Source organism: Pedobacter jamesrossensis, from assembly GCF_042650905.1.
Lineage (GTDB): Bacteria > Bacteroidota > Bacteroidia > Sphingobacteriales > Sphingobacteriaceae > Pedobacter > Pedobacter jamesrossensis.
In genome coordinates, this window is sequence record NZ_JBHSBY010000030.1 from 193,506 (window position 1) to 215,022 (window position 21,517).

The following is a 21,517-nucleotide window of genomic DNA, read 5'->3' on the forward strand; positions in this document are numbered from 1 at the left end:
GCTGACAATATTTTTAGACATTACATCAAATATCTTACATTAAAAATATGCCTTTAATACTTCCAGTAAAAAATAAATATCCAGAAATAGGAAAAGATAATTTCATTGCAGAAAACGCTACAATCGTCGGCGATGTTATGATTGGCGATAACTGTTCAGTTTGGTTTAATACCGTGATTAGAGGCGATGTAAATGCTATTACTATTGGAAATGAATCTAATATTCAAGATGGTGCAGTAATTCATGCCACGTACTTAAAAGCATCAACGCATATAGGCAATCGGGTTTCTGTAGGTCATAATGCAATTGTACATGGCTGTACGGTGCAGGATAATGTTTTAATAGGTATGGGAGCTATTGTTATGGATCATGCAATAATAGAAGAATATTGTATTATAGCAGCTGGCTCTGTAGTTTTGGAAAATACAATTTGTGAAACAGGTTATCTTTATGCAGGAACGCCAGCAAAAAAAATAAAGCCCATTACTGAAGAGCAAAGGGCTTTATTAAATAAGTTACCTGATAATTATATTATGTACTCGAGTTGGTTTACGAATACTTAATTACCAGGTAGTGGTATAATTAAAGTGTTTTCCACTTCCCAATTTGGCCTTAAGGATTGCTCTTCTGGAGAATACCATATTTTTTCCGGTTGAATACCGTATTTTACGTTTCCGGTATCCCATATTCCATTCCTATTCTCGTCGTAAATAACCCTTACAAAATATTTTCCAGCTGGAAAATTAGCTAAAACAACCCTTGTTTTTTTAGAAATTATAAATGATTTTACAGCTTGTTTTTTTTCATTAATAAATTCAACAATATAACTTTTAGCTGTATCAGGAACTTGAACTGTTAGTGCACGTGTTCCATAGTTTTCAGTTGGTTCTAAAGTAAATTTCTTTGAAAATTCTTTATTTTTTGTATTAAAAAGTCCAGTAAATGCACCAGGAGCGAATTTTAAATCATAGCTTCTCTTAATCTTCCAGGGAAAAGTAATCTTATATTTTAAAAAGCTCGTGCTATCTTTTATCAATACGAAATTTGTTCTTTTTATAGAATCATCAAGTAAGGTAATTTTCGATGCGTCTGCTGCCGTAATTGGTAAAGGAAAAGTAAGCGTGTAAGTTTGAAATGGATTTAATTTACTATTATTTGTGTTATCAACAGGGGTTACATCTCTAGTATAACTATCTTTTTTAGCCCTGTTAAGATTTATTGTCTGTAGCAATTTTCCATCATCCTTAATAGCAACTTTAATTGAATCGAAACTTAAGTCGTTAACCCAAACTTTGGCAGTATCATTTGTTAAATTAAAAAGAACTAGCTTTCCTACATCTACAGAAGCGGGTTCTGTAATTGTAATACTTGGTTTTTTTAATTGCTGAGAGAATGTTAAAGATATGATACCATCTGTATTTATTTTTCTTTCGATAACTCTAAAATCCGGCGCATTTTCTTTAAAGACTTTTAAGCTAATGCTATCTATATTTTTATTGATATCGATTGGCTCTTTAATAAATCCAACTTCATCGGAAGTTTGCTGATAGATTTTATCACCACCACCCGTTGCTTCTTTTAAGGCGTAAACTTTGTAAGTCCCACCTCTTAAATTGTTTAATTTAAAATTTCCTGAGCTGTCTGTTAGGGTATAAATTGAAGGACGTTTTTTTCCGAATAAAGAATCTCTTTCTGCAGGAAGAATAAATACAGTAACTTCTTTTTCTAATTCTCCAGTTAGCGCATTAGAAACTTTTCCGCTTAAGCTTAAAGAATCTATTTCATTGCCAGTAGAAAAAACATAACTTAAGTTTTTTATAACATTACTTTCATTAATATCGGCAATAGCTTTACCAAAGTTTAAAGTATAAGTTGTATTTTTTTCTAAGGTATCTGGTAGTGTAATTTCTAAGGTTTTCTTTTTAATTTTTAATATTGGAGCTTTTTCCAATTCTGGAGAAATTGAAAATTCTTTCGTTTCATTTTGAATTTTAAAATACTCGTCAAATTCAATAATGATTTTTTTATCCTTAAAATTTCTAGTCAAATTTTTTGGCGTCATACTCAGAACTTTTGGAGGAGTTCTATCCTGTGGACCACCAGATACAGGTTGAGGAGAGGCACAGCCAAAAAATTGCGAAATAATTGCAAGGACAATTAAATTTATAAGATTAAAATACTGACGTTTTAAATTTGGCATATTTTAAGCGTTTTAACGAGTTTTTGTGCTTTTTGGAATATTAATATTAAAAATAATTTTTATTTAATTTAAACGCTTTATTTTAAGGTTAATTATTTCTTATTTAAAGTATTGATAATCAACTACTTACTAATATAAACCATTAAAACAGATATATCTGACGGTGAAACACCCGAAATTCTTGATGCTTGACCTAAAGTACGTGGTTTTATCTTAAATAATTTTTCGCGAGCTTCTTTTGATATAGAAACAATTTTGTTATAGTCGAAATCTGGCTTAATTTCCTTGTCTTCCATTTTAAGCATTTTCGCTACAATTTCATTTTCTTTTTCGAAATAGCTCTCGTATTTAATTTTGATTTCTGCCTGCTCAATAGTTTCATTATCCAAATCTTTAGTTGCTTCTGCTAATGCCTTGCTTACTTTAATGATATCTTGCAAACCAACATGAGGGCGTGAAATTAAACTGTTAATTTTTACATTCTGGTTTAACGGACTGGAGCCTAAACTTTCTAAGGTTTCATTTACCTCGCTCATCTCTATCCCTTGTGTTTTTGTAAATTTAACCAATGCATCGGCGTTTGCTATTTTCTGATTTACTTTTTCTAAACGCTCATCAGAAATTAAGCCCAGTTCATGGCCAATAGGGGAGAGACGAATATCAGCATTATCTTGTCTTAATAATAAACGATGTTCAGCTCTAGAAGTAAACATGCGGTAAGGTTCTTCAGTTCCTTTAGTTACTAAGTCATCAATCAAAACACCAATATAACTGTCTGACCTTTTCATTATCAGTTCATGTTTATCGGTAATTTTTTGATGTGCATTTATACCTGCCATGAAACCTTGGCAAGCGGCTTCTTCATAACCGGTAGTTCCATTTATCTGTCCAGCTAAAAATAAATTATTGATTAATTTAGTTTCTAACGTTAAAGATAATTGAGTAGGCGGGAAGAAATCATATTCAATAGCATAACCTGGTCTAAACATTTTTGCATTTTCAAAACCCGGTATTAAACGTAAGGCTTTAAATTGAACATCTTCTGGAAGTGAAGTAGAAAATCCATTTACATAAATTTCACAAGTGTTCCATCCTTCAGGTTCTACAAAAATTTGATGTCTGTCTCGCTCTGCGAAACGGTTAATTTTATCTTCAATAGATGGGCAATATCTAGGACCTAAACCTTTAATTCTTCCGGTGAACATTGGCGATTTCTCAAAGCCTTCTTTCAAAGTTTCATGAACTTCACTGTTGGTATAAGTAATCCAACAACAACGTTGGTCAGTTGAAACTTCGGTATCCGTGTAAGAGAATTTACCTGGATTTTCATCTCCCCATTGCTCTTCCATTTTGGTATAATCTAAACTTCTTCCATCAACACGGGGAGGGGTACCTGTTTTCATTCTACCCGCTTCCATGCCTAATTCCACGAGTTGCTCTGTAATACCAGTTGATGCTCTTTCTGCTGTTCTTCCTCCTCCAAATTTCTTTTCTCCAATGTGCATTACGCCATTAAGAAAAGTTCCATTTGTTAGAACTACAGCCTTACTTTTTATCTCGATACCTAAAGACGTTTTGACGCCATAAACTGTATTATCTTTAACTAATAAGCCTACAACGCTATCCTGCCACATATCTACATTGGGCGTTTGTTCTAATGCTAAACGCCATTCCTCAGCAAATCGCATTCTATCAATTTGCGCTCTAGGACTCCACATCGCAGGTCCTTTAGATTTGTTTAGCATTCTGAATTGAATAGTAGATTTATCAGATATAATACCCGAATAACCACCCATTGCATCCACCTCGCGAACAATTTGTCCTTTAGCTACACCACCCATAGCGGGGTTACAACTCATTTGGGCAATAGTGCCCATATTCATTGTTATGAGTAAAACAGATGATCCTAAATTGGCGGCAGCGGCAGCAGCTTCGCAGCCTGCGTGACCCGCACCAACAACAATCAAATCGTATTTTGAAAACATTTTATTTTGTATTTATTAAATTGTTCCACGTGAAACAATTTGTTTGTAATCTTTTTTTTTGGAAAATTAAATTGTAATATTCCTTAATTTATTTAATGTTCCACGTGAAACATAAGTTAACAAACAACATCGTCATTGGGAGGCGCGAAGCAATCTCTCTTTAAAAACTGCTTAGGCTCTGCAATAAGGCTATATCATTTTATTCGGAAAGCTCTAGCCAACGCATTGTAAATTCATCCAATTTGGCTTGATGTTTTTCGATATCTGCTGATACTTCTTGAATCTTTACGTAGTCCGAAGCATCCATATTATTCAAGGTTTTGGTTAATTCAGCTATTTTACTTTCCGTTTCTTCCATGCCTTTTTCAGCATCATCTAATTCTTTTTGCTCTTTAAAACTTAATTTTTTAACGGCTTTTATTAGTGTGTTTTCTACAACAGGAGCAGGTTCTTTTTTACTTTCTACTTTAGCTTTTGGTTGTTCTAAACTCAAACGATATTCAGAATAATTACCGTTATAAATTTTAACAACACCTTCGCCTTCCATAATAAATAGCTGGTCGCTCATTTTATCAAGCAGGTATCTATCGTGAGAAACGAGCATTAAAATGCCGGGGAAGTTCTCTAAAAATTCTTCTAGAACATTTAAAGTATCAATATCTAAATCGTTGGTTGGCTCATCCAAAATTAAAAAATTAGGATTTTGCATCAACACCTTCATCAGGTTCAAACGCTTCTTTTCACCACCACTTAACTTCTCTACCATGCCATGTTGTTTCTTCGGCGGGAAGAGAAAAAGCGTTAATAGGGCAGAAGCTGTAATCACAGAGCCATCAGCCATTTTAATATATTCAGCGTCTGATTTTACAATATCTATTACTCTTTCTTTTGGATCGAATGTTAAACCGCCTTGTTTATAATAACCAAAAACTGTCGTTTCTCCCGTGTCAACTTGACCAGCATCTGGAGTTAACTGACTCGTGATGATATTTAATAAGGTAGATTTACCTGTACCATTTTTACCAGCTAAACCAATTCTATCTCCTTTTTTAAAGGTGTAACTAAAATCATTTATAATTGGGCGACCATCAAATGCTTTTGCAATATGTTCTACCTCAATAATTTTCCCACCTTGGCGAGACATCTTCATTTGTAAGCTAATACTCTGATTATCAGACTTTTTATTCGATTTTTCTTCTAAATCGTAAAAAGCATTGATTCTGGCGTTAGATTTAGTTCCACGAGCCTGTGGCATACGTCTCATCCACTCTAATTCTTTCTTTAATAGCTGTTGGTTCTTATGTAAAACAGTTGCATCTAAAGCCTCTCTTTCCGATTTCTTTTCCAGATAGTAGGCATAATTTCCGTTGTAATTGAAAATCTTACCTCTATCCAATTCAACTATCGTATTGCAAACATTATCTAAAAAGTACCTATCGTGAGTAACTAAAAGAATTGTTTTTTGTCCTGTAGTTAAAAGTTTCTCCAACCATTCAATTGTATCAATATCCAAATGATTCGTTGGTTCATCTAAAACTAAAATTTCAGGGTCTTCAATTAAAAGCTTAGCCAAGGCCAAACGTTTCTTTTGTCCACCAGAAAGTGTAGCAATTTTTTGTTGCAAATGAGTAATGCCCATTCTATTCAGGATAGTCTTTATCTCATGCTCATATTCCCATGCATTATGTTCGCTTAATTCTTCATATAAACGATTAAGCGTTTTTTCATCTGGATTAGGGTTTTCAATTAATTCCTCATATTCTTTAATCAACTGTTGTTGTTTATTCTCTAACGAAAAAATAAAATCGCTAATGGAATAACCCTCATTAAATTGAGGCTCTTGGTCTAGAAAGCCAATTTTAACAGCCTTATTTTTTACAATTTTACCTTCAAGCGGAGGGAATCTTTCGGCAAGTAATTTTAATAAGGTACTCTTACCCGCACCATTAATGCCAACCAACGCTACCCGCTGACCAGAGTTAATACCTAAGGTTAAATTTTTAAATAGCCATTCATCATGATAACCATGACCTAAGCCTTCTGCCGCAATTAGTGTGCTCAATTTTTTTGTATTTCGGATTTATAAAGGAAAATTAGTGCAAAAGTACGGATAAAATTCTTGGAACGGCATATTCATCATTCAAAGCTTTAAGTATCAGATAAAAATGGCAAAAGATTGATGTAGCTCAAGAGCAGTACATGGAGCAGTTAATTTGATTATTCCGTGATTTCTGTGTTTCTGGCAATGGGTTATAATAGAAAACAGCGGCTGGAATCGCTCCGCCGCTGCATCAATCATTAACTAAAACTAAACTTTATCTTTGTTTGATGGTTAGAAAATAGATTCTAAAACCTCAATTTTTAAATCTTCATATCTATTTGCGCTGTATGTTGTTGCTAATGGAGCAGCACTCACATTGCTATCATTAGCAGTAAAATCATTCATTCCAACTTTAGCTGAAGAACCCAAAACAGCTGTATAACTTTCTGTGGAACCACTTAAAACCAGGTTAGAAGAACCATTTATGCTTGTAATTAAACTCACGGTGTTTGCCTTGATATCGGCAGCTGCATTATCGTTCAGAACCACATTAAGGTTTAGTAGATTGAAGTTTCCAGCCGTGGCCACCGTCGATGTATTTGATGCCTCTATAGATGAAATATTGTTTACGTGGGCAATAACGGTAAGCGGTGTTGCGGTGAATGAGCTAATTCTTAATTCGCCATTTTGTTGTTGTACCAAAGCATTTTTAGCGAAGTAATTATCAAAAACTTCAACACTTTCATTAGCATCCTGAACCAAAATTAATTTAACGTTTCCGCTGATTTTAATTTTACTGATGTTTTTAATCGAAGTTAAATTTGTGTAATTGTTGTTATTTTCAGTAGCATTTGCGGCTACACTTGCAGTACCTAAAATGATTGTTGTTAAAGCTGCTGCGAATAATGTTTTAATAGAAGTTTTCATAACTGTATATCTTAATATTTTAAATCTTTTTGTTGCTATTTTGAATATAAGACTGCCTTACAGCAGAAAAGTTGCACGTAGATTTGCGGTAATATACCAGCGTAGATAAATTATCGACGAACGCCAGTAACTATTAGACGAACAGGAAGAAAAATTTTATTTGAAAAGCAGGTTTCTGTGAATATCGGGAAGAGTAGCCCCACTTTTTGCCACAACAAAAGCATAAAAAGATTTTTGTTTCCGCTGCAATCGGGTTTATTTAACTATTATAGTAAGTTAGAGCTTCAATCTTTCGAGGTGTAGTAAGAATGCGATGGAACTATAGAATTGATTGCAAAGATTTCTCCACTGCGGTCGAAATGACGGAATTATAATAAACCTGCCTCACTTCTATAACCTAAATATTCATCTTCTTTTTGAGTCATTAAGGTTTTTGCAGCCTTACCTTTATCTTTGTAACCAAGTAAATGCAAAGTTCCGTGAATCATAATGCGACAAACCTCATCAAATGGCTCGGTTTTAAAGGTTCTGGCATTTTCTTTAACACGTTCAATACTGATGAAAATGTCACTAACAATCTGTTTTTCTTCCTCAGAATTATCAAAAGTGATGATATCTGTATAAGTATCGTGATTTAGGTACTGCTGATTAATGCCCAGCAAATATTCGTCGCTACAGAAAATGAAATTAAGTTCCTGCAAATTGAAACCCTCTCTTTCAATTGTTGCTTTTATCCATTTCTTAACCTTAAGTTTTTGTGGAAGATTATAGCTAATTGATTCGGTAAAAAAGGAAATTGCCGGCATAATAATTTATTTTATGGCTGCAAATTTAACGATTTCAAATACTCTGCAATTTTATTTTTGTAATAATAGTTTAATGATGGAGGCATTTTTTGAAGCATATCATTGCCATTTTTCTGTTGTTGGTTATATTGCTGAATCATTTTTTGGTAAGATGGAGGAAATGCCGTTGCCGCTTTACTTTCACGCTTAGAATCCTCTTCTTGGTCGCGTTCTGCTTTTTCGGCCTCTAATAATTTAGTTAACAATTCTTTTTGTCTATTTAAAGTTTCTTGTTGCAAGCGCTTGTTAACCAAGTCACTCTCGGTTTGTTTCATTTCCTTAATAGCCTCATTAAGGTTGCCCATTTTACCAGAGCCATCTTTATTTTCTTCACGGTTAATCTTTTCCAGCGCCTGACGAATCATTTGCTGTTGCTGCGCCATTTTACCAAACTCCTGACTCATTTGCCCCTTAACAACAGTGCCTTGATTCCCACCCGATTTTTGCATCTGCTCACGAGCCTTCTGCATACTTTTGTTCAGTTGCTCCTGCATTTGCGAAAGCTGTTTCATGCCCTGCTTTTGTTTTTTTCCACTTCCACCTTTTGAGTTTTTACTCATATTTTGAAGTTGGTTTAAAGCCTCGCTAAGCATTAAGGACAGGTTATTAATAGAAGTCATGGTAAATTGCTGATAACGATTTGCTTCTGGTGTTCTTCTTTCACCCAAACTTTCCAAACTTTTATCTAGATTGAAATTAATCTTATTCATTTCCTCATTAATGGTTGATTCGATTTGAGGAACACGCTTGCTTAAGCTATACGAGCTATCTGCAATGGTTTTAAGGTTATCTTTAATGCTACGTTGTTTTTGCACATTCGTGGTGTAAGACGGGTCTACAGATGTCATTTTTTTTAGCGAGAGCATTACCTTTTCCTGCTCGAAAGAAGTATTTAATAAGTTTTCTAATAAACGGCGAAGTTCTTTTGCATTCAGGTTGTTTTCCATTTCCTCGCCTTGCTGCTGCATATCACTCATTTTTTTAGATAATTTTTCCATTTCCCCGCCAGCTTTTTGCTGTTTCTGACTTGCACCTTTCGAGTCTTTTTTATCTAAAGCATCTTTACTTTCTTGCTGCTCTTTTTGAATTTCCTGAAGATCTTTTTCTGGATTTTCAAATGGATTTGGTCTTTCCAGAGATTGATTTTTTTCTTCAAGCTTTTTTAAATCATCTTTCAAATCTTTCATCTCTTTATTCAAAGCATCTTGTTTTTGCTTTAGAGATTCATTATCCTGTTTTTTACCTGCAGTTTGCTCCGAAAGGTCTTTTTGTTCTTTTGCCAATTCATTTAAACGGTCAATATCATTTTGAAGATTTTGCTCAAACTCTAACTGCTTATAAAGCTCTAAAATCCTATCTAATTCATTTTTAAGGGTTTTATTATCCAACTGCATTTTCGAAAGCTCGTTTTGCGTTTGGTCTTTATTCTTATCATTCATCAAATTTTGAAGTTTTTGCAGAAGCTCTTTCGTTTTCTCATCAAGCACATTATCAAACAAATCCTTAATCTGTTTCTGCTTTTCTAATAACTCTTCGGTTTGCTTTTGGTCTTCGTTTTGTTGAATATTTTTGTCGTTTTGCTCCTTAATTTCTTTTACAGCATCATCAAGCTGTTTTTGTTTATCAAGCAAGGCCTCAATTTGTTTTTTATCCTCAAAGGAAATCTGTTTTTTATCAATCAAACTTTCGGCAACTTTTTTACTTTCCCTTTCAATTGTATTGGCCAAACGAATAGCTGATTGCATTTTTTGTTTAAGCGCCTGATTATTTGCATTAACCTGTGCTGCATTTTCCTTTTTAGTAGGTTGTTTAAAAGTTTTTATTTCAGAACGGGTAATTTTTGCACCATTAATACCGTCGTTATCAGCTACTTCAAAATAGTATTCTATTTCTTGTCCGGGTTTTGCTAAAGCTTTTTTTAAATCCCAGAAATAGAAAAAACTATTTTCAGAGGTGTTACTTTTTATCGCAATATTTTTGGTAACTGTATTAATAATTTTGTTGTTTTCTTTGATGCTATATTTAAAGCTGAGACGACTAAAGCCATAATCATCAGCTACTTGGCCACTAAAATACAAAGCCTTATTACTTATCGAATCTGGCTTCTCCTCAACAACAATACTAGGGGATTGATCTTTAATAACCGTAATTTGATGTGATAAAGAATCTCTGAGGGTTACAAAATCGTTTTTTGGCGTAATGCTATACTTCGAATTATTTTTGATGGTTGCATTAAAGGCCGATTGGTTATCATCAACTCTCAAAATGTTTTCGACACTATTTAATATAAACAGGAGCGAGCTGCTTTGTTCGGTTTTAAAATTCCAGGTTACACGTGTTCCCTCAGGCAAAAGCATATCTCCAACATTAGCAATCAGTTCTGCTTTCTTATTCAAATAGGCCGGATAATTTAAAGTCGCAGTTGCATTTAGCAATTCCGGACGAGGTTTAACGCTTATCGTAAAAACCGAAGAGCTAAAGCCACCACCTTTAAATATCAGTTTTTTATCCGCCTGAATATTTTTTATGCTGTAATTAAACTTGCTGATGTTCTCTTTTTCGAGTTTGTAGGTGTTTTTTCCATCCTCAACATAAACTTCAGCCGGTAATTCATCTCCTGTTAATTTCAGGTTTAAAGTAACATCATCTCCTTGTGTAACTGATAAATTTTTGTTTAAAAGGGAAAAACTAAAAGGCGCTTTGGGCGCAATGTATTCATCGTATTTAAGAAAACTATTTGTTCCATCGCGTAAAATGGTTGGTGCAATAATGGCAATCAATAAAATGATAGAAAGTGGTATAATAAGATATTTGAGGTACTTTTTATTATCATTTATCCGAACTGCAGTGTAAAATGGAACAGGTTTTAATTCCAGAATTTTCTGGTCGATACTGGCCAAAATCAACTGATTATTTTCAGGACGATTTTCAGCTAACTGATGCAATTGCAAAGTATTGAGCAGTTTATCTTTTATATCAGAAAAATGATTTCCAATAATAACCGATGCCTCATCAAAAGATAAATGCTTCCCCAGTTTAAGCATCGAAAGCAAAGGTTTGATGATCAAAAAACTAATCAGCAAAAGCCCAAGAAAAAGGTAAGAAAAGAAGATAAAGGTTTTAAAGGCGGCAGCAGGGTTGAGGTAATATAAGCTTAAAAAAACAAGCAAATACGAACCCAAAAGTATAGCAGCAGCATAAATACTTCCACGCAAAATTTTATTTAAATAAAACTTGCGGATGAATTCGTCTATCTTTTTGAGTAAATCATTGTAATTATTGCTCACCATGCCTTCGTAAATGTAAAAATAATTCTGCCAATTGCCCCATATCGTAACGCGATTATGATGAGTATTGTACATTAATTTTTGGAAATGAATGGTAGTTTTTCATGGCGGTTTTCAGCCCCGCTTTCCGTTTCTGTCGTATAAAAATCGGCATACACTGCAATCGGGTTTATTCAACAAAGTTCAATGCTTTAGCCAAAACCTAAAAAGGGCATAAATATTTTGTGATGTTTGCATTTCCATCCAACTAAGCCTGAGTAGTAAATCTACGTTAAGCTTTGATCGGCCTAACAAATTTTTCGGATTCCACCGTCAAAGCCCAACCACAAAATTTAATAGAAAAATTTTAAGCCGACAGGTTTGTGTTTTCATATGATTTTTGTTGTGTTTAAGCTAGCTGTGCTGGTCTTTTACGGCCAAAAGAAAAAAGCCCGTCTGGCTAGGACAAAACATTTGCGGCTAATTTCAAAAGTATTTACACTACAATCGCGTTTATTTAACAAAGTTTAATGCCATTAACGACCACCTGTAAAGGGGGCAAACATCAACATTAACTTAAAATTTCTATCTTGTTATAGTTAATACAAAGGTTACATAGATTTTAACTTAAAATTTTCTTAAAAATTTACTTTTGACCTTTCGTAAAAAACCAAAATATGAAACGAGCACTTATTTCAACATGTATGGTATTAATTTTTACCACATCATTTGCCCAAAAATTTAACTGGAATAAAAATCAAGTAATTGCACATCGCGGCGCCTGGAAAAAACAAAATTTTCCTCAAAACTCAATTGCATCGCTAAAGGAAGCTGTTAAACTTGGTTGTTATGGTTCTGAATTTGATGTTTGGATGACCGCTGATAATGTATTGGTTGTAAATCACGACCCTGAATTTCAAGGTTTAACCATCGAAAAAGTAAAATACGAAGAGCTATTAACCAAAACGATGAGCAATGGCGAGAAAATCCCAACGTTGGAGGCTTATCTGAAAGAGGGTAAAAAGCAAAAAACGACTAGGCTCATTTTAGAAATTAAACCATCATTAATAAGCAAAGAACGCGGAATAGAAGTAACTAATGCCAGCATCGAAATGGTAAAGAAAGTAGGTGTAATAGATTGGACAGAGTATATCAGTTTTGATTACGATTACTGCAAACGAGTTTTAGAATTATTGCCGTATGCTAAAGTCGCCTATTTAAGAGGCGAAATAAGTGCAGAGCAGATGAAAGCCGATAAATTGACTGGTGTAGATTATCACTACAGCGTTTATCAAAAAGATGGTTGGATTGAAAATGCACACAAATTGGGTTTAACTGTTAATGCATGGACGGTAAATACTGTGCCTGAAATTCAGTGGTTATTGGCACATAAAGTTGATTTTATTACCACCAATGAGCCCGAATTAACTTTTGAAGAATTAAAGAAAACACCAACAGCGTTAGGTTGGAATTTAAAATGGAGCGATGAGTTTGATGAAAAAGGTTTACCATTAAGTAAAAACTGGAGTTATGATGTTGGCGGAAAAGGCTGGGGAAATAACGAATTGCAATATTACACCGATGCAGATTCTGCAAATGCCAATGTAAATAAGGGAAACTTAAATATTACCGCAATAAAAGCCGATAAAGAAAACAACCATTATACTTCAGCAAGATTGGTTACCAAAAACAAGTTCGATTTTAAATATGGTAGAGTTGAAGTAAGAGCAATATTGCCTAAAGGAAGAGGTTTATGGCCTGCAATTTGGGCTTTACCAACTGAATGGAAATATGGTGGCTGGCCAAAGAGTGGTGAAATAGATATTATGGAGCATGTTGGTTACGAACCAGATAGCGTTTATGGAACGGTACACACAGAAAAATTTAATCATGTAATTCATACGCAGGCTGGTAAAGGTGTTAAAATAGATCCTTACGATTCATATCATGTTTATGCTATCGAATGGTGCAAAGACAAAATCGACTTCTTTGTAGATGACCAAAAATATTTAAGCTTTAAAAATTCTGGCAAGGGCTCTGGCGATTGGCCTTTCGACCAAAATTTCCATATCATTTTAAATGTTGCCGTTGGCGGCGGATGGGGTGGTAAAAAAGGTGTGGATGATACAATTTTCCCTGCAACGATGAAGGTTGATTATGTAAGAGTTTATCAAAAGTGATGTAAAGTGTTTTATGGATTAGCAACATTATCCCTTTTACATTTTTAAATATTTTAAATCCAATGGATTCGCGTAGAGAATTTCTAAAAAAAGCAGCTTTATTTGCTGGGGCAACTGGAGTGGTCAGTACTTTACCAAGTTCTGTACTAAAAGCGATGTCGATTAATCCCGAACTGGGCAGCTCATTTTACGATGCAGAACACATCGTATTTTTAATGCAGGAAAATCGTTCGTTCGACCACATGTTTGGCAAAATGAAAGGCGTAAGAGGGTTTAACGATCCAAATCCTCATATTCAACCTGATGGAAATAAGGTTTGGTTGCAAAAAGATGGACAAGGGTATACTTTTGCGCCGTTTCATGTAGATATTAATAAAACTAAAATAACCTGGCAAGGTGGCTTGCCTCACTCCTGGAATGACCAGGTTGCAGCCAGAAATGGAGGTCGCTACGACAAATGGTTGCCAGTAAAAACACCGATGACCATGGCTTATTATGATAGAAATGATATACCTTTCTATTATGCCATGGCCGATGCATTTACCATTTGCGACCAGCATTTTTGTTCTTCATTAACTGGCACAACGCCGAACAGGCTATTCTTTTTTACAGGAACCATACGCGGTGAAAAAAGCGAAAACCGGATTGCAGTTGTAAATAACGACCAGGCAGAATCGCAAAATAATGTGTTTGTAGATTGGCCAACTTTTCAAGAAACTTTAGAAGATAACGGCATCGATTGGCGAATTTATCAAAACGAATTATGGACATCGAAATTACCAGAAGGAGAGGTTGATGATTGGTTAGGCAATTATGGGGATAACCCTGTTGAGTATGTGAGCAGGCATAATGTTAAGCTTTCGGCCTATTTCAGAAAAAATGGCGACAACACAGTTAAACCAGCATTAAGCGCCGCAGAAGTGCAGGCCAAATACGATAAATTATCTCAACGGGAAAAAAACCTGATAGATAAAGCTTTTCAGACGAATATTAGCGAAAAGGATTATTTAGAATTGGAGCCTTTTACTTTCACTAACGACCAGGGTAAACCAGAAACGATTAATGTGCCCAAAGGCGATATTTTTCATCAATTTAGAAAAGATGTTGACAGCGGAAAATTACCAACTGTTTCCTGGTTTGTTGCCCCTCAAAGATTTTCAGACCATACCAGTTCTCCACTTTACGGAACCTGGTATGTAAGCGAAGCTTTAGATATTTTAACCAAAAACCCGGAGGTTTGGAAGAAGACAATTTTCATCTTAACCTACGATGAAAATGATGGTTATTTCGACCACCAACCGCCTTTTGTTGTTCCAAATCCTGATGATTCCTCAAGCGGGAAAGTTTCTGCTGGAATAAATTATGCAACAGATTTTGAGAACAGAAAAGCCAGTCCAATAGGTTTGGGCTATCGCGTTCCTTTTATTGTTGCATCGCCTTGGAGTAAAGGTGGCTTTGTAAATTCGCAGGTTTTCGACCATACTTCATCCATAATGTTTATGGAGAAATGGCTAAGCAAAAAGACAGGCAAGAACATCAAGAGCAATAATATAAGCGATTGGCGAAGAAATATCTGTGGCGATTTAACTTCGGTATTTCGGCCCTATAATGGCGAAGAAATAAAATCGCCGGAGACGTTGAAAAGAGATGCTGTGGTAACCAATATTGGCAATGCTAAAAACAAGCCTGCTCAAGTTGGTCCAACGGCGTTGAATAAGGTGGAAGTCACAAAAATTAATAAATACGAGGCTTTTTCTCCTTTAACATCTGTACATGCGCCAAAACAAGAAAATGGCACAAAAGCAGCTTGCGCTTTACCCTATAACATAACGGTTGATGCGAATTTGCTTAACAACAAAATAGAGCTAAATTTTCAATCGGCAAAAACACTTTTCGGAAACGAAATAGAAACGGTTGGTGCGCCGTTTAATATGAGTACTATTGCAAAATTTAAAGGTGTAGCTGGTAAAATTTGGGCTTATGGCGTTAAAGCTGGCGATATTTTACAGGACACAATAAGCATTGAAGATTTTGATAATGAAGTTTACGATTTAGCAGTAAATGGCCCAAATGGATTTTACAGGCACTTTGTAGGGAATAAGAAGAACCCAGCATTGCTGATTAAAGCTTTTCCAGAACAAGGTGGTTTAATCACTAAAAAATTAACCGGCAATCTTATTTTTTCAATAGAAAATAGAAGTGCGGTTGCTATAAATATCCAGGTGGTTGATAACAAATATAATTCTTCCACACAAAACGTTTCTTTAAAAGCTAAATCTTCGACCAATGTGCTTTTAAAGCTTTCTAAAAGTTCAAATTGGTACGATTTCAGTATTCTTCAAAAAGGAAATACAGTTTTTAAACACCGCTATGCAGGAAAAATAGAAACAGGAGAAATCACATCTACAGACCCATTTATGGGCAATACATACATTATCTCCAAAAAGGGTGATGGTATTTGAAAGAAATTATGCTTATTTTGTAGTAACATGTACTGCAAACTGTTTGCCATCAAGCTAAAAATCATAATTTCTTTCATTTTGCTTACTAGCCTGAAGCTATCGGCACAAAATTATAATTTCTCGAATTACAGCTTAAAAGAAGGACTGCCTCAATCCCAGGTTAAAGTTATTTATCAAGCAAAAAACAGAACACTTTGGTTAGGTACCTTTGGTGGCGTAAGTAATTTTGATGGGAAAGAATTTACATCTTACAGTAAAGCAAATGGATTAATTTCTAACTCTATCCGGAGTATTGTAGAGGATAATCAAAATCAAATATTTTTAGGAACCGAGGCAGGCATAAATACTATAAAGAACGGTAAAATTTCTACGCTGCTAAAAAGCGACGAAGTCTACGCCCTAAATAAAGATAAAAATGGAACAATTTGGGGCATTAGCGACTATAAGCTGTTTTCGATAAAAAATAATAAACAGATTTTCTGCCCCATAGAAGGTTTGAGCATAACGAGTTTGAATGCTGATGCAACAGGAAATTTATTTGTTTGCGCCAGAGGAAGAGGAATTTATAGACTGGTTAACGGAGTTTGGATTTTACACTTAAAATTACCGGCTAGTTTGGCTGTTAACGAGGTGAAAAAAATATTATTTGATAAAAAAAACCGAGATAAAATATATTTATTAACTCTAAAGCAAGGCGTTTTTGTATCAGATAAGGATGGTGTTAAGCCGCTCTTTAGCGATAAAAAAGCTTTAACATACTATTCGATAGAACAAGATAGTAGGGGCGATGTTTGGGTTGGAACAGAAAACGGTGCTTATCTTATCAAGAAAAAATCAGTAATTTATTTTAACTCAAACAATGGATTAACAGATAATAGAATTGATGAGATTTTTAGCGATGCTGAAAATAACATCTGGATTTCAAGTTCGAGCGATGGTATTTTTAAATATGAGGGTGATGCTTTTATCAAGTACAATACGTTTAAAGGTCAAAATCTGGCATACCCAATTAGTGGAATCGCGGCGGATAAAAAGAATAACTTATGGATCGGAACTTTCAACAAAGGATTACTTAAATACGAAGGGGCTAAGATTGAAAATGTAAAAAAAGCAGAGCTGGAAAATAGAAATATCTATTTTGTTTTTTCGGATAAGGCAAAGAATATTTGGGTTTCGGCTGCAGGAAATGGAATTTGGAAGTACGATGGTCAAAAATTCAATCAAGCAATTAATTTCCCGAAAATGGATTTTAATTCCATGGGCGAGGATGAAGAGGGAGGCTTATGGTTAAACAGTCCGAATGTATGTTTATATATAAAAAGTGGTAAAACGGCAAGAATTACTGGATTTAATGGCTATACATCGTGTATATATCCAATTAATAAAGACAGTGTTTTGCTAGGAACTTCCTCAGGAATTTATCTGATCAAAAACAGAGTAATTGATAAGCACTTCCAAATAAAAGCATTAAGTAGTGCTTTTGTTTTGAGCATAATTAAACACGGAAATAACTTCCTTTTCGCAACTTTAGGTGATGGAATGATAAGCTGGAATTCAAAAACAAAAGAAAGCCGTCGATATACTACAAAAGATGGTTTAAACTCGAACGATGTTTATAGTCTTGCGTTAGATGATCATGACCGTTTGTGGATTGGAACAGGCAGAGGAATTAACAAATTCAAATTTAATACTTTTACAAAAGCATATGAGGTTTATAGAAATAATCAGCTAATTATAGAATGTAATCAAAATGCTATTCTAAATTATAAAAATAACATTATTGTTGGTACAATTAGCGGCTTGGTTAGGTGTAAAACCGGACCATCGGCCGAAATAAAACAAGCTCCTTTTATTAAAGTAGGAAAGGTTAACATCTATAGAAAAAATAACAAAGCTAAAGATATTGTAATCTCTTCAATTAATAAAGACTTGCATTATGAGTTAAGTTATAATCAAAACCACCTTACAATTCATTATAACGCTATCTTTCTAACTAATCCAAAAGCTGTAACCTACAAATACAGGTTAGTTGGACTTGATGCTGAATTTGGAAGTGCCGCCGAAAATACTGAAGTAGAATATTCTGCGCTAAGACCCGGAAATTATACTTTTCAAGTAATAGCCTTAGCAAATGGACAACAATCCAACGTTGCAGAACTGAATTTAACAATTGTTCCTCCTTTCTACGATACTATTATCTTTAAATCATTTGCAGTTCTTTTAATTGTTTTACTGATATGGTTAATTTTCTATCTGTTTTTCAAAGCCCGTGAAAAGAAGAAGCAGAGTCACGAAGAAATAAAGCTAAAGGAACAAGAAAAAATTAGAAAACAAACTGCAGAAGATTTTCATGATGATATTGGAAACAAGCTCACAAGAATTAATGTCTTATCCGAAATTTTAGATAAAAAGGTTAATGATCAGGAAGTTGAGCAAAAGGAAATAATTAGATTAATAAAAGAGAATGCTGGCTTATTGTATTCTGGAACGAAGGATATTTTATGGGCTCTAGACCCTAAAAGTGATAACCTATTTGAAATACTAGTTCATATTAAAAATTTCGGCATTGATTTATTTCAAAATACAGGTATTGATTTTAAAATGGAAGGTATTCTGCCCGAATATCAGAAGTTGCAATTATCAATGGAGTTTAACCGAAACTTATCGCTAATATTTAAGGAAATGTTAAATAATGCACTTAAACATGCCAATGCTACACAAGTTATAGTATTAATAGAATCTTCAGAGCAGAATATGATTAAAATTTCAACCACAGATGACGGCAAAGGTTTCGATTTTGCTTCTATTACAATGGGAAGTGGTTTAAAAAACATCAAAAACAGGTGTAAACGGATAAATTCTACCTTTAAAATCAGCTCAACTATTGGCTTAGGAACAAGAACTACAATTTTTACTAAAATTCTTCTAAAAAAATAGCGAGATTTAAAAATTATAATTTTCCCTTATTAAATTATGAATAAAAACCTGCGAATTGTATGTATTGAAGATGATGAAATCCTTAGAATGGGATACGAATCAATTCTAAGTGGAGTTGAGGAGTTTAATTTTATAAAAGCTTATGCTTCATACGATTTAGCAAGGAAATCTTTGGAAACAGACAATCCGGATGTTGTCCTTTTAGATATTCAGATGCCTGGCACATCAGGCCTGCAAGCTTTGCCTCTGATTAAAAGAGCGTTGCCTAATACCAGTGTCATTATCTTAACTGTTTTCGATTCTTCAGAATTAGTATTTGAAGCACTTACGCTTGGTGCAGGAGGTTATCTTACAAAAGATTCGAGCTCATCTAAAATTATCGATGCTATAAAAGAAGTTAGCACTGGGGGAGGTGCCATGAGCACGAATGTTGCAAGAATTGTGATGCGCTCTTTTCAAAAAAACTTAAATTCTCCTTTAACCAAACGCGAAACAGAAATTTTAGAGCGTATTGCAAACGGACAAACCAAACCTCAAATAGCAAACGATTTATTTATTGAACAAGAAACGGTAAGAAGTCATGTTAAGAATATTTACACTAAACTGGATGTAAATTCAAAATATGAAGCAATAAAGAGAGCCAAGGAAAGGCGATTTATCTGATTTACAAGAATCTATTCTTTTTTTATTTAAAAAATCCCCCTTTTTGGGTGGTAATATTTCCCCTTTTTCATTCTATTTTTACATCGAACAAATTTATTTGGTAGTTTTCTAATGCCGTAGTTTCCTATCAGACTATGTTGATGTTCTTTTGATGTAAAATACAATATATATATTCTAATAAAATATAAAAAAGGGGTTTCCTATACATTTTAGCATTCTGTATAACCTTCTTTTAGACGATTCTTACAGGGACAGACATTGTAGAAGTTTTACCTGTTAGGTTAATAATGATAGAAAAAGCAAACTGCCAGGATTGGAGTTTGCTTTTTGTTTTTTAGCTACTTAAACTTTAAAACATCAAAAGGCTTCAGAATTTCCGAAGCCTTTTGTGTTGTGTTTTTATTGCTCTAAAAAGTAATCGGGAATTCTACTTGTATTTTATCCCAGGCGGCAATTAGTGTTGCGCCTTTATCAAGAGGGGTAAAGGTTACCGAGAAATATTCTACGGGCTTTACTAAAGTTTTAACAGGAACATTTAAACGAATAACATCTTTCGATTCATCGTATGTAAAAGCACCCCATCTATCCGTTTGTTTATTTATAATGATTGTCCAGGTATCTTTATTAGGAATTGCAAATAAACAGTAAATGCCAGCTTTTATTTTTTTACCACCAATGGTTACTTTGTCATAGAAACGAATTTCGGTGCTTTCGTTTGCACCAAAACGCCAAACTTTACCATACTGCTCTAAAACCCCGAAAATATCGCGTCCTTTTTTTTGAGGGCGTGAGTAAACCACTTTTATTACAGGCTTGGTCGCATCGTCTGTTTTTACTTTTGCCGCATTAAGTGGATAATAAACGATATCTGCTGGGCTTGGATCTGCAGCTGCAAATTTTACTTCAGTATTGGTTGTTTCCTGAGCATTAACACTGAAGCATAAAAGAGCTAAAACAAGAATTAATACATTCCTCATTTGCTGTAAAAGTTTAAGTAAAATTAAAAGAATGTTAACGCAAAAAGGTATAACCAGCGAAACGCTTAGTATTTTCTGCCTTTAACGATAGCATTTAAAAATAGGCCTGCGCTTAATAAACCAAAAACGCCACCCAAAAGTGCATAAATATAGTTTTGAGTAATAATTGCTCCTGTAAATAGACCGAAAAATAAACCTAGGGCATAATAAAGCCAATTGAAGTTATTGTTGCTGTTTTTTTGTACGCTCATTTTTTTTTAAAATTTGATACAAAGTTAATATTTATTTTAAATTTTAATTTGTGATAATTACCTAATGATTTAATAAATTATCAATTTTTACCATTTCATATCCATTTTCTTTTAAATAAGCGATTAGTTTAGGCAGTAAACGATAAAATTTATCTGTTCGGCGAGGATCTGTACCAATATGTAGCAGCAAAATATATCCATTTAACCCAGTCGGTTTTGATTCATTTAAGCTAATTATTGATTGATAAATTTCAGTACTGCTTTTATAGCCTTTACCTAATTGAGGAAAAGTATAATCTGCATTTGAACGTGTGCCAGATGTGAAGTTTATCAACCTCAGATTTTGTTCCTCTGTCCACGCTGAAATCGTTTTGTTGTACCATTCGTATGGTGGTAGAAAGTAGTTTGCATCAGTTTTGCTTATGCCAAAGTTTTCCATTTCTTTATAGCTCAATTTTAGATCCCTTTCAAATTGCGCTTTTGTTACCAACAAGCTATCTCGCTTATTCCAATCACAATAAAGTAGGTGCCTATCAGAATGCGAACCTAAATAATGACCATCTTTTTTAAGTTTTTGTATTAAGGATTTAAAGTTAGAATTACGGTAGAAATTTCCGGTTAAAAAGAAAGATGCTTTAATATTTTCACTTTTTAACGATTTTGCGATTTCTTCTCCGCCATCTGCAAATTCATCACCCGTAAAAACCAAGGAGATTTTCTTTTTTGTAGAATCGCCGCGAACAGTTGCCCCTAAAACTTGGGTTTGGCCTCCTAACACAGAGG

14 protein-coding genes are annotated in these 21,517 nt (G+C 34.2%); 5 read left to right on the plus strand and 9 right to left on the minus strand.

Going from position 1 to position 21,517, the window contains the following annotated elements; all coding sequences use genetic code 11:
- The first annotated feature begins 47 nt into the window (after positions 1-47).
- Positions 48-563, plus strand: a complete 516-nt coding sequence (locus tag ACFOUY_RS05575; protein ID WP_378959488.1) for a gamma carbonic anhydrase family protein — start codon at positions 48-50, stop codon at positions 561-563.
- On the opposite strand, the gene ACFOUY_RS05580 is transcribed toward ACFOUY_RS05575, so the two are convergent.
- The 6 genes from ACFOUY_RS05580 to ACFOUY_RS05605 form a co-directional block, all read right to left on the minus strand.
- The gene (locus ACFOUY_RS05580; protein WP_378959489.1) at positions 560-2,200 is read right to left on the minus strand and encodes an Ig-like domain-containing protein; all 1,641 of its coding nucleotides are present in this window, start codon (positions 2,198-2,200) and stop codon (positions 560-562) included. The two genes, ACFOUY_RS05575 and ACFOUY_RS05580, sit on opposite strands and share 4 nt — an antisense overlap.
- Before the next feature lie 122 nt (positions 2,201-2,322).
- Positions 2,323-4,185 carry a tRNA uridine-5-carboxymethylaminomethyl(34) synthesis enzyme MnmG gene (gene mnmG / locus ACFOUY_RS05585; RefSeq protein ID WP_378959490.1) on the minus strand — a complete coding sequence of 621 codons (1,863 nt, stop codon included), beginning with the start codon at positions 4,183-4,185 and terminating at the stop codon, positions 2,323-2,325.
- A gap of 199 nt (positions 4,186-4,384) precedes the next feature.
- A complete protein-coding gene (locus ACFOUY_RS05590; RefSeq protein WP_378959491.1) occupies positions 4,385-6,247 on the minus strand; it encodes an ABC-F family ATP-binding cassette domain-containing protein in 1,863 nt (620 codons plus the stop codon).
- A gap of 270 nt (positions 6,248-6,517) precedes the next feature.
- Positions 6,518-7,153, minus strand: coding sequence for a GIN domain-containing protein (locus ACFOUY_RS05595; RefSeq protein WP_378959492.1), 636 nt, complete (start codon positions 7,151-7,153; stop codon positions 6,518-6,520).
- Positions 7,154-7,521: 368 nt separating this feature from the next.
- Positions 7,522-7,959 carry an rRNA maturation RNase YbeY gene (gene ybeY / locus ACFOUY_RS05600; protein WP_378959493.1) on the minus strand — a complete coding sequence of 146 codons (438 nt, stop codon included), beginning with the start codon at positions 7,957-7,959 and terminating at the stop codon, positions 7,522-7,524.
- 11 nt (positions 7,960-7,970) lie between these two features.
- Positions 7,971-11,360, minus strand: a complete 3,390-nt coding sequence (locus tag ACFOUY_RS05605) for a hypothetical protein (protein ID WP_378959494.1) — start codon at positions 11,358-11,360, stop codon at positions 7,971-7,973.
- Between the two features lie 581 nt (positions 11,361-11,941).
- Between ACFOUY_RS05605 and ACFOUY_RS05610 the strand changes: the two genes are divergently transcribed.
- From ACFOUY_RS05610 to ACFOUY_RS05625, 4 genes are all read left to right on the plus strand, one after another.
- Complete coding sequence (locus ACFOUY_RS05610; protein ID WP_378959495.1) at positions 11,942-13,444, plus strand: glycerophosphodiester phosphodiesterase family protein; 1,503 nt, start codon at positions 11,942-11,944, stop codon at positions 13,442-13,444.
- A 62-nt stretch (positions 13,445-13,506) separates the two neighbouring features.
- Positions 13,507-15,906 (plus strand): phosphocholine-specific phospholipase C, encoded by a 2,400-nt coding sequence (locus ACFOUY_RS05615; RefSeq protein WP_378959496.1) that lies wholly within the window; start codon positions 13,507-13,509, stop codon positions 15,904-15,906.
- A 27-nt stretch (positions 15,907-15,933) separates the two neighbouring features.
- Entirely contained in the window at positions 15,934-18,843 is a 2,910-nt protein-coding gene (locus tag ACFOUY_RS05620) for a ligand-binding sensor domain-containing protein (RefSeq protein WP_378959497.1), read from the plus strand.
- A 36-nt stretch (positions 18,844-18,879) separates the two neighbouring features.
- Positions 18,880-19,506, plus strand: a complete 627-nt coding sequence (locus ACFOUY_RS05625; protein WP_378959498.1) for a response regulator — start codon at positions 18,880-18,882, stop codon at positions 19,504-19,506.
- 407 nt (positions 19,507-19,913) lie between these two features.
- On the opposite strand, the gene ACFOUY_RS05630 is transcribed toward ACFOUY_RS05625, so the two are convergent.
- The 3 genes from ACFOUY_RS05630 to ACFOUY_RS05640 form a co-directional block, all read right to left on the minus strand.
- Positions 19,914-20,483, minus strand: a complete 570-nt coding sequence (locus tag ACFOUY_RS05630; protein ID WP_378959499.1) for a DUF2911 domain-containing protein — start codon at positions 20,481-20,483, stop codon at positions 19,914-19,916.
- Between the two features lie 65 nt (positions 20,484-20,548).
- Complete coding sequence (locus ACFOUY_RS05635) at positions 20,549-20,734, minus strand: hypothetical protein (RefSeq protein ID WP_378959500.1); 186 nt, start codon at positions 20,732-20,734, stop codon at positions 20,549-20,551.
- Positions 20,735-20,795: 61 nt separating this feature from the next.
- Entirely contained in the window at positions 20,796-21,512 is a 717-nt protein-coding gene (locus tag ACFOUY_RS05640; RefSeq protein ID WP_378959501.1) for a polysaccharide deacetylase family protein, read from the minus strand.
- Positions 21,513-21,517 lie beyond the last annotated feature (5 nt).

Excerpts from the sequence above, each read along its gene's own strand:
- ybeY (WP_378959493.1), bottom strand. The coding sequence starts at position 7,959 with ATGCCGGCAATTTCCTTTTTTACCGAATCAATTAGCTATAATCTTCCA.
- ACFOUY_RS05625 (WP_378959498.1), top strand. The coding sequence starts at position 18,880 with ATGAATAAAAACCTGCGAATTGTATGTATTGAAGATGATGAAATCCTT.
- ACFOUY_RS05605 (WP_378959494.1), bottom strand. The coding sequence starts at position 11,360 with ATGTACAATACTCATCATAATCGCGTTACGATATGGGGCAATTGGCAG.
- mnmG (WP_378959490.1), bottom strand. The coding sequence starts at position 4,185 with ATGTTTTCAAAATACGATTTGATTGTTGTTGGTGCGGGTCACGCAGGC.
- ACFOUY_RS05575 (WP_378959488.1), top strand. The coding sequence starts at position 48 with ATGCCTTTAATACTTCCAGTAAAAAATAAATATCCAGAAATAGGAAAA.
- ACFOUY_RS05635 (WP_378959500.1), bottom strand. The coding sequence starts at position 20,734 with ATGAGCGTACAAAAAAACAGCAACAATAACTTCAATTGGCTTTATTAT.
- ACFOUY_RS05615 (WP_378959496.1), top strand. The coding sequence starts at position 13,507 with ATGGATTCGCGTAGAGAATTTCTAAAAAAAGCAGCTTTATTTGCTGGG.
- ACFOUY_RS05610 (WP_378959495.1), top strand. The coding sequence starts at position 11,942 with ATGAAACGAGCACTTATTTCAACATGTATGGTATTAATTTTTACCACA.
- ACFOUY_RS05580 (WP_378959489.1), bottom strand. The coding sequence starts at position 2,200 with ATGCCAAATTTAAAACGTCAGTATTTTAATCTTATAAATTTAATTGTC.
- ACFOUY_RS05620 (WP_378959497.1), top strand. The coding sequence starts at position 15,934 with ATGTACTGCAAACTGTTTGCCATCAAGCTAAAAATCATAATTTCTTTC.
- ACFOUY_RS05630 (WP_378959499.1), bottom strand. The coding sequence starts at position 20,483 with ATGAGGAATGTATTAATTCTTGTTTTAGCTCTTTTATGCTTCAGTGTT.
- ACFOUY_RS05595 (WP_378959492.1), bottom strand. The coding sequence starts at position 7,153 with ATGAAAACTTCTATTAAAACATTATTCGCAGCAGCTTTAACAACAATC.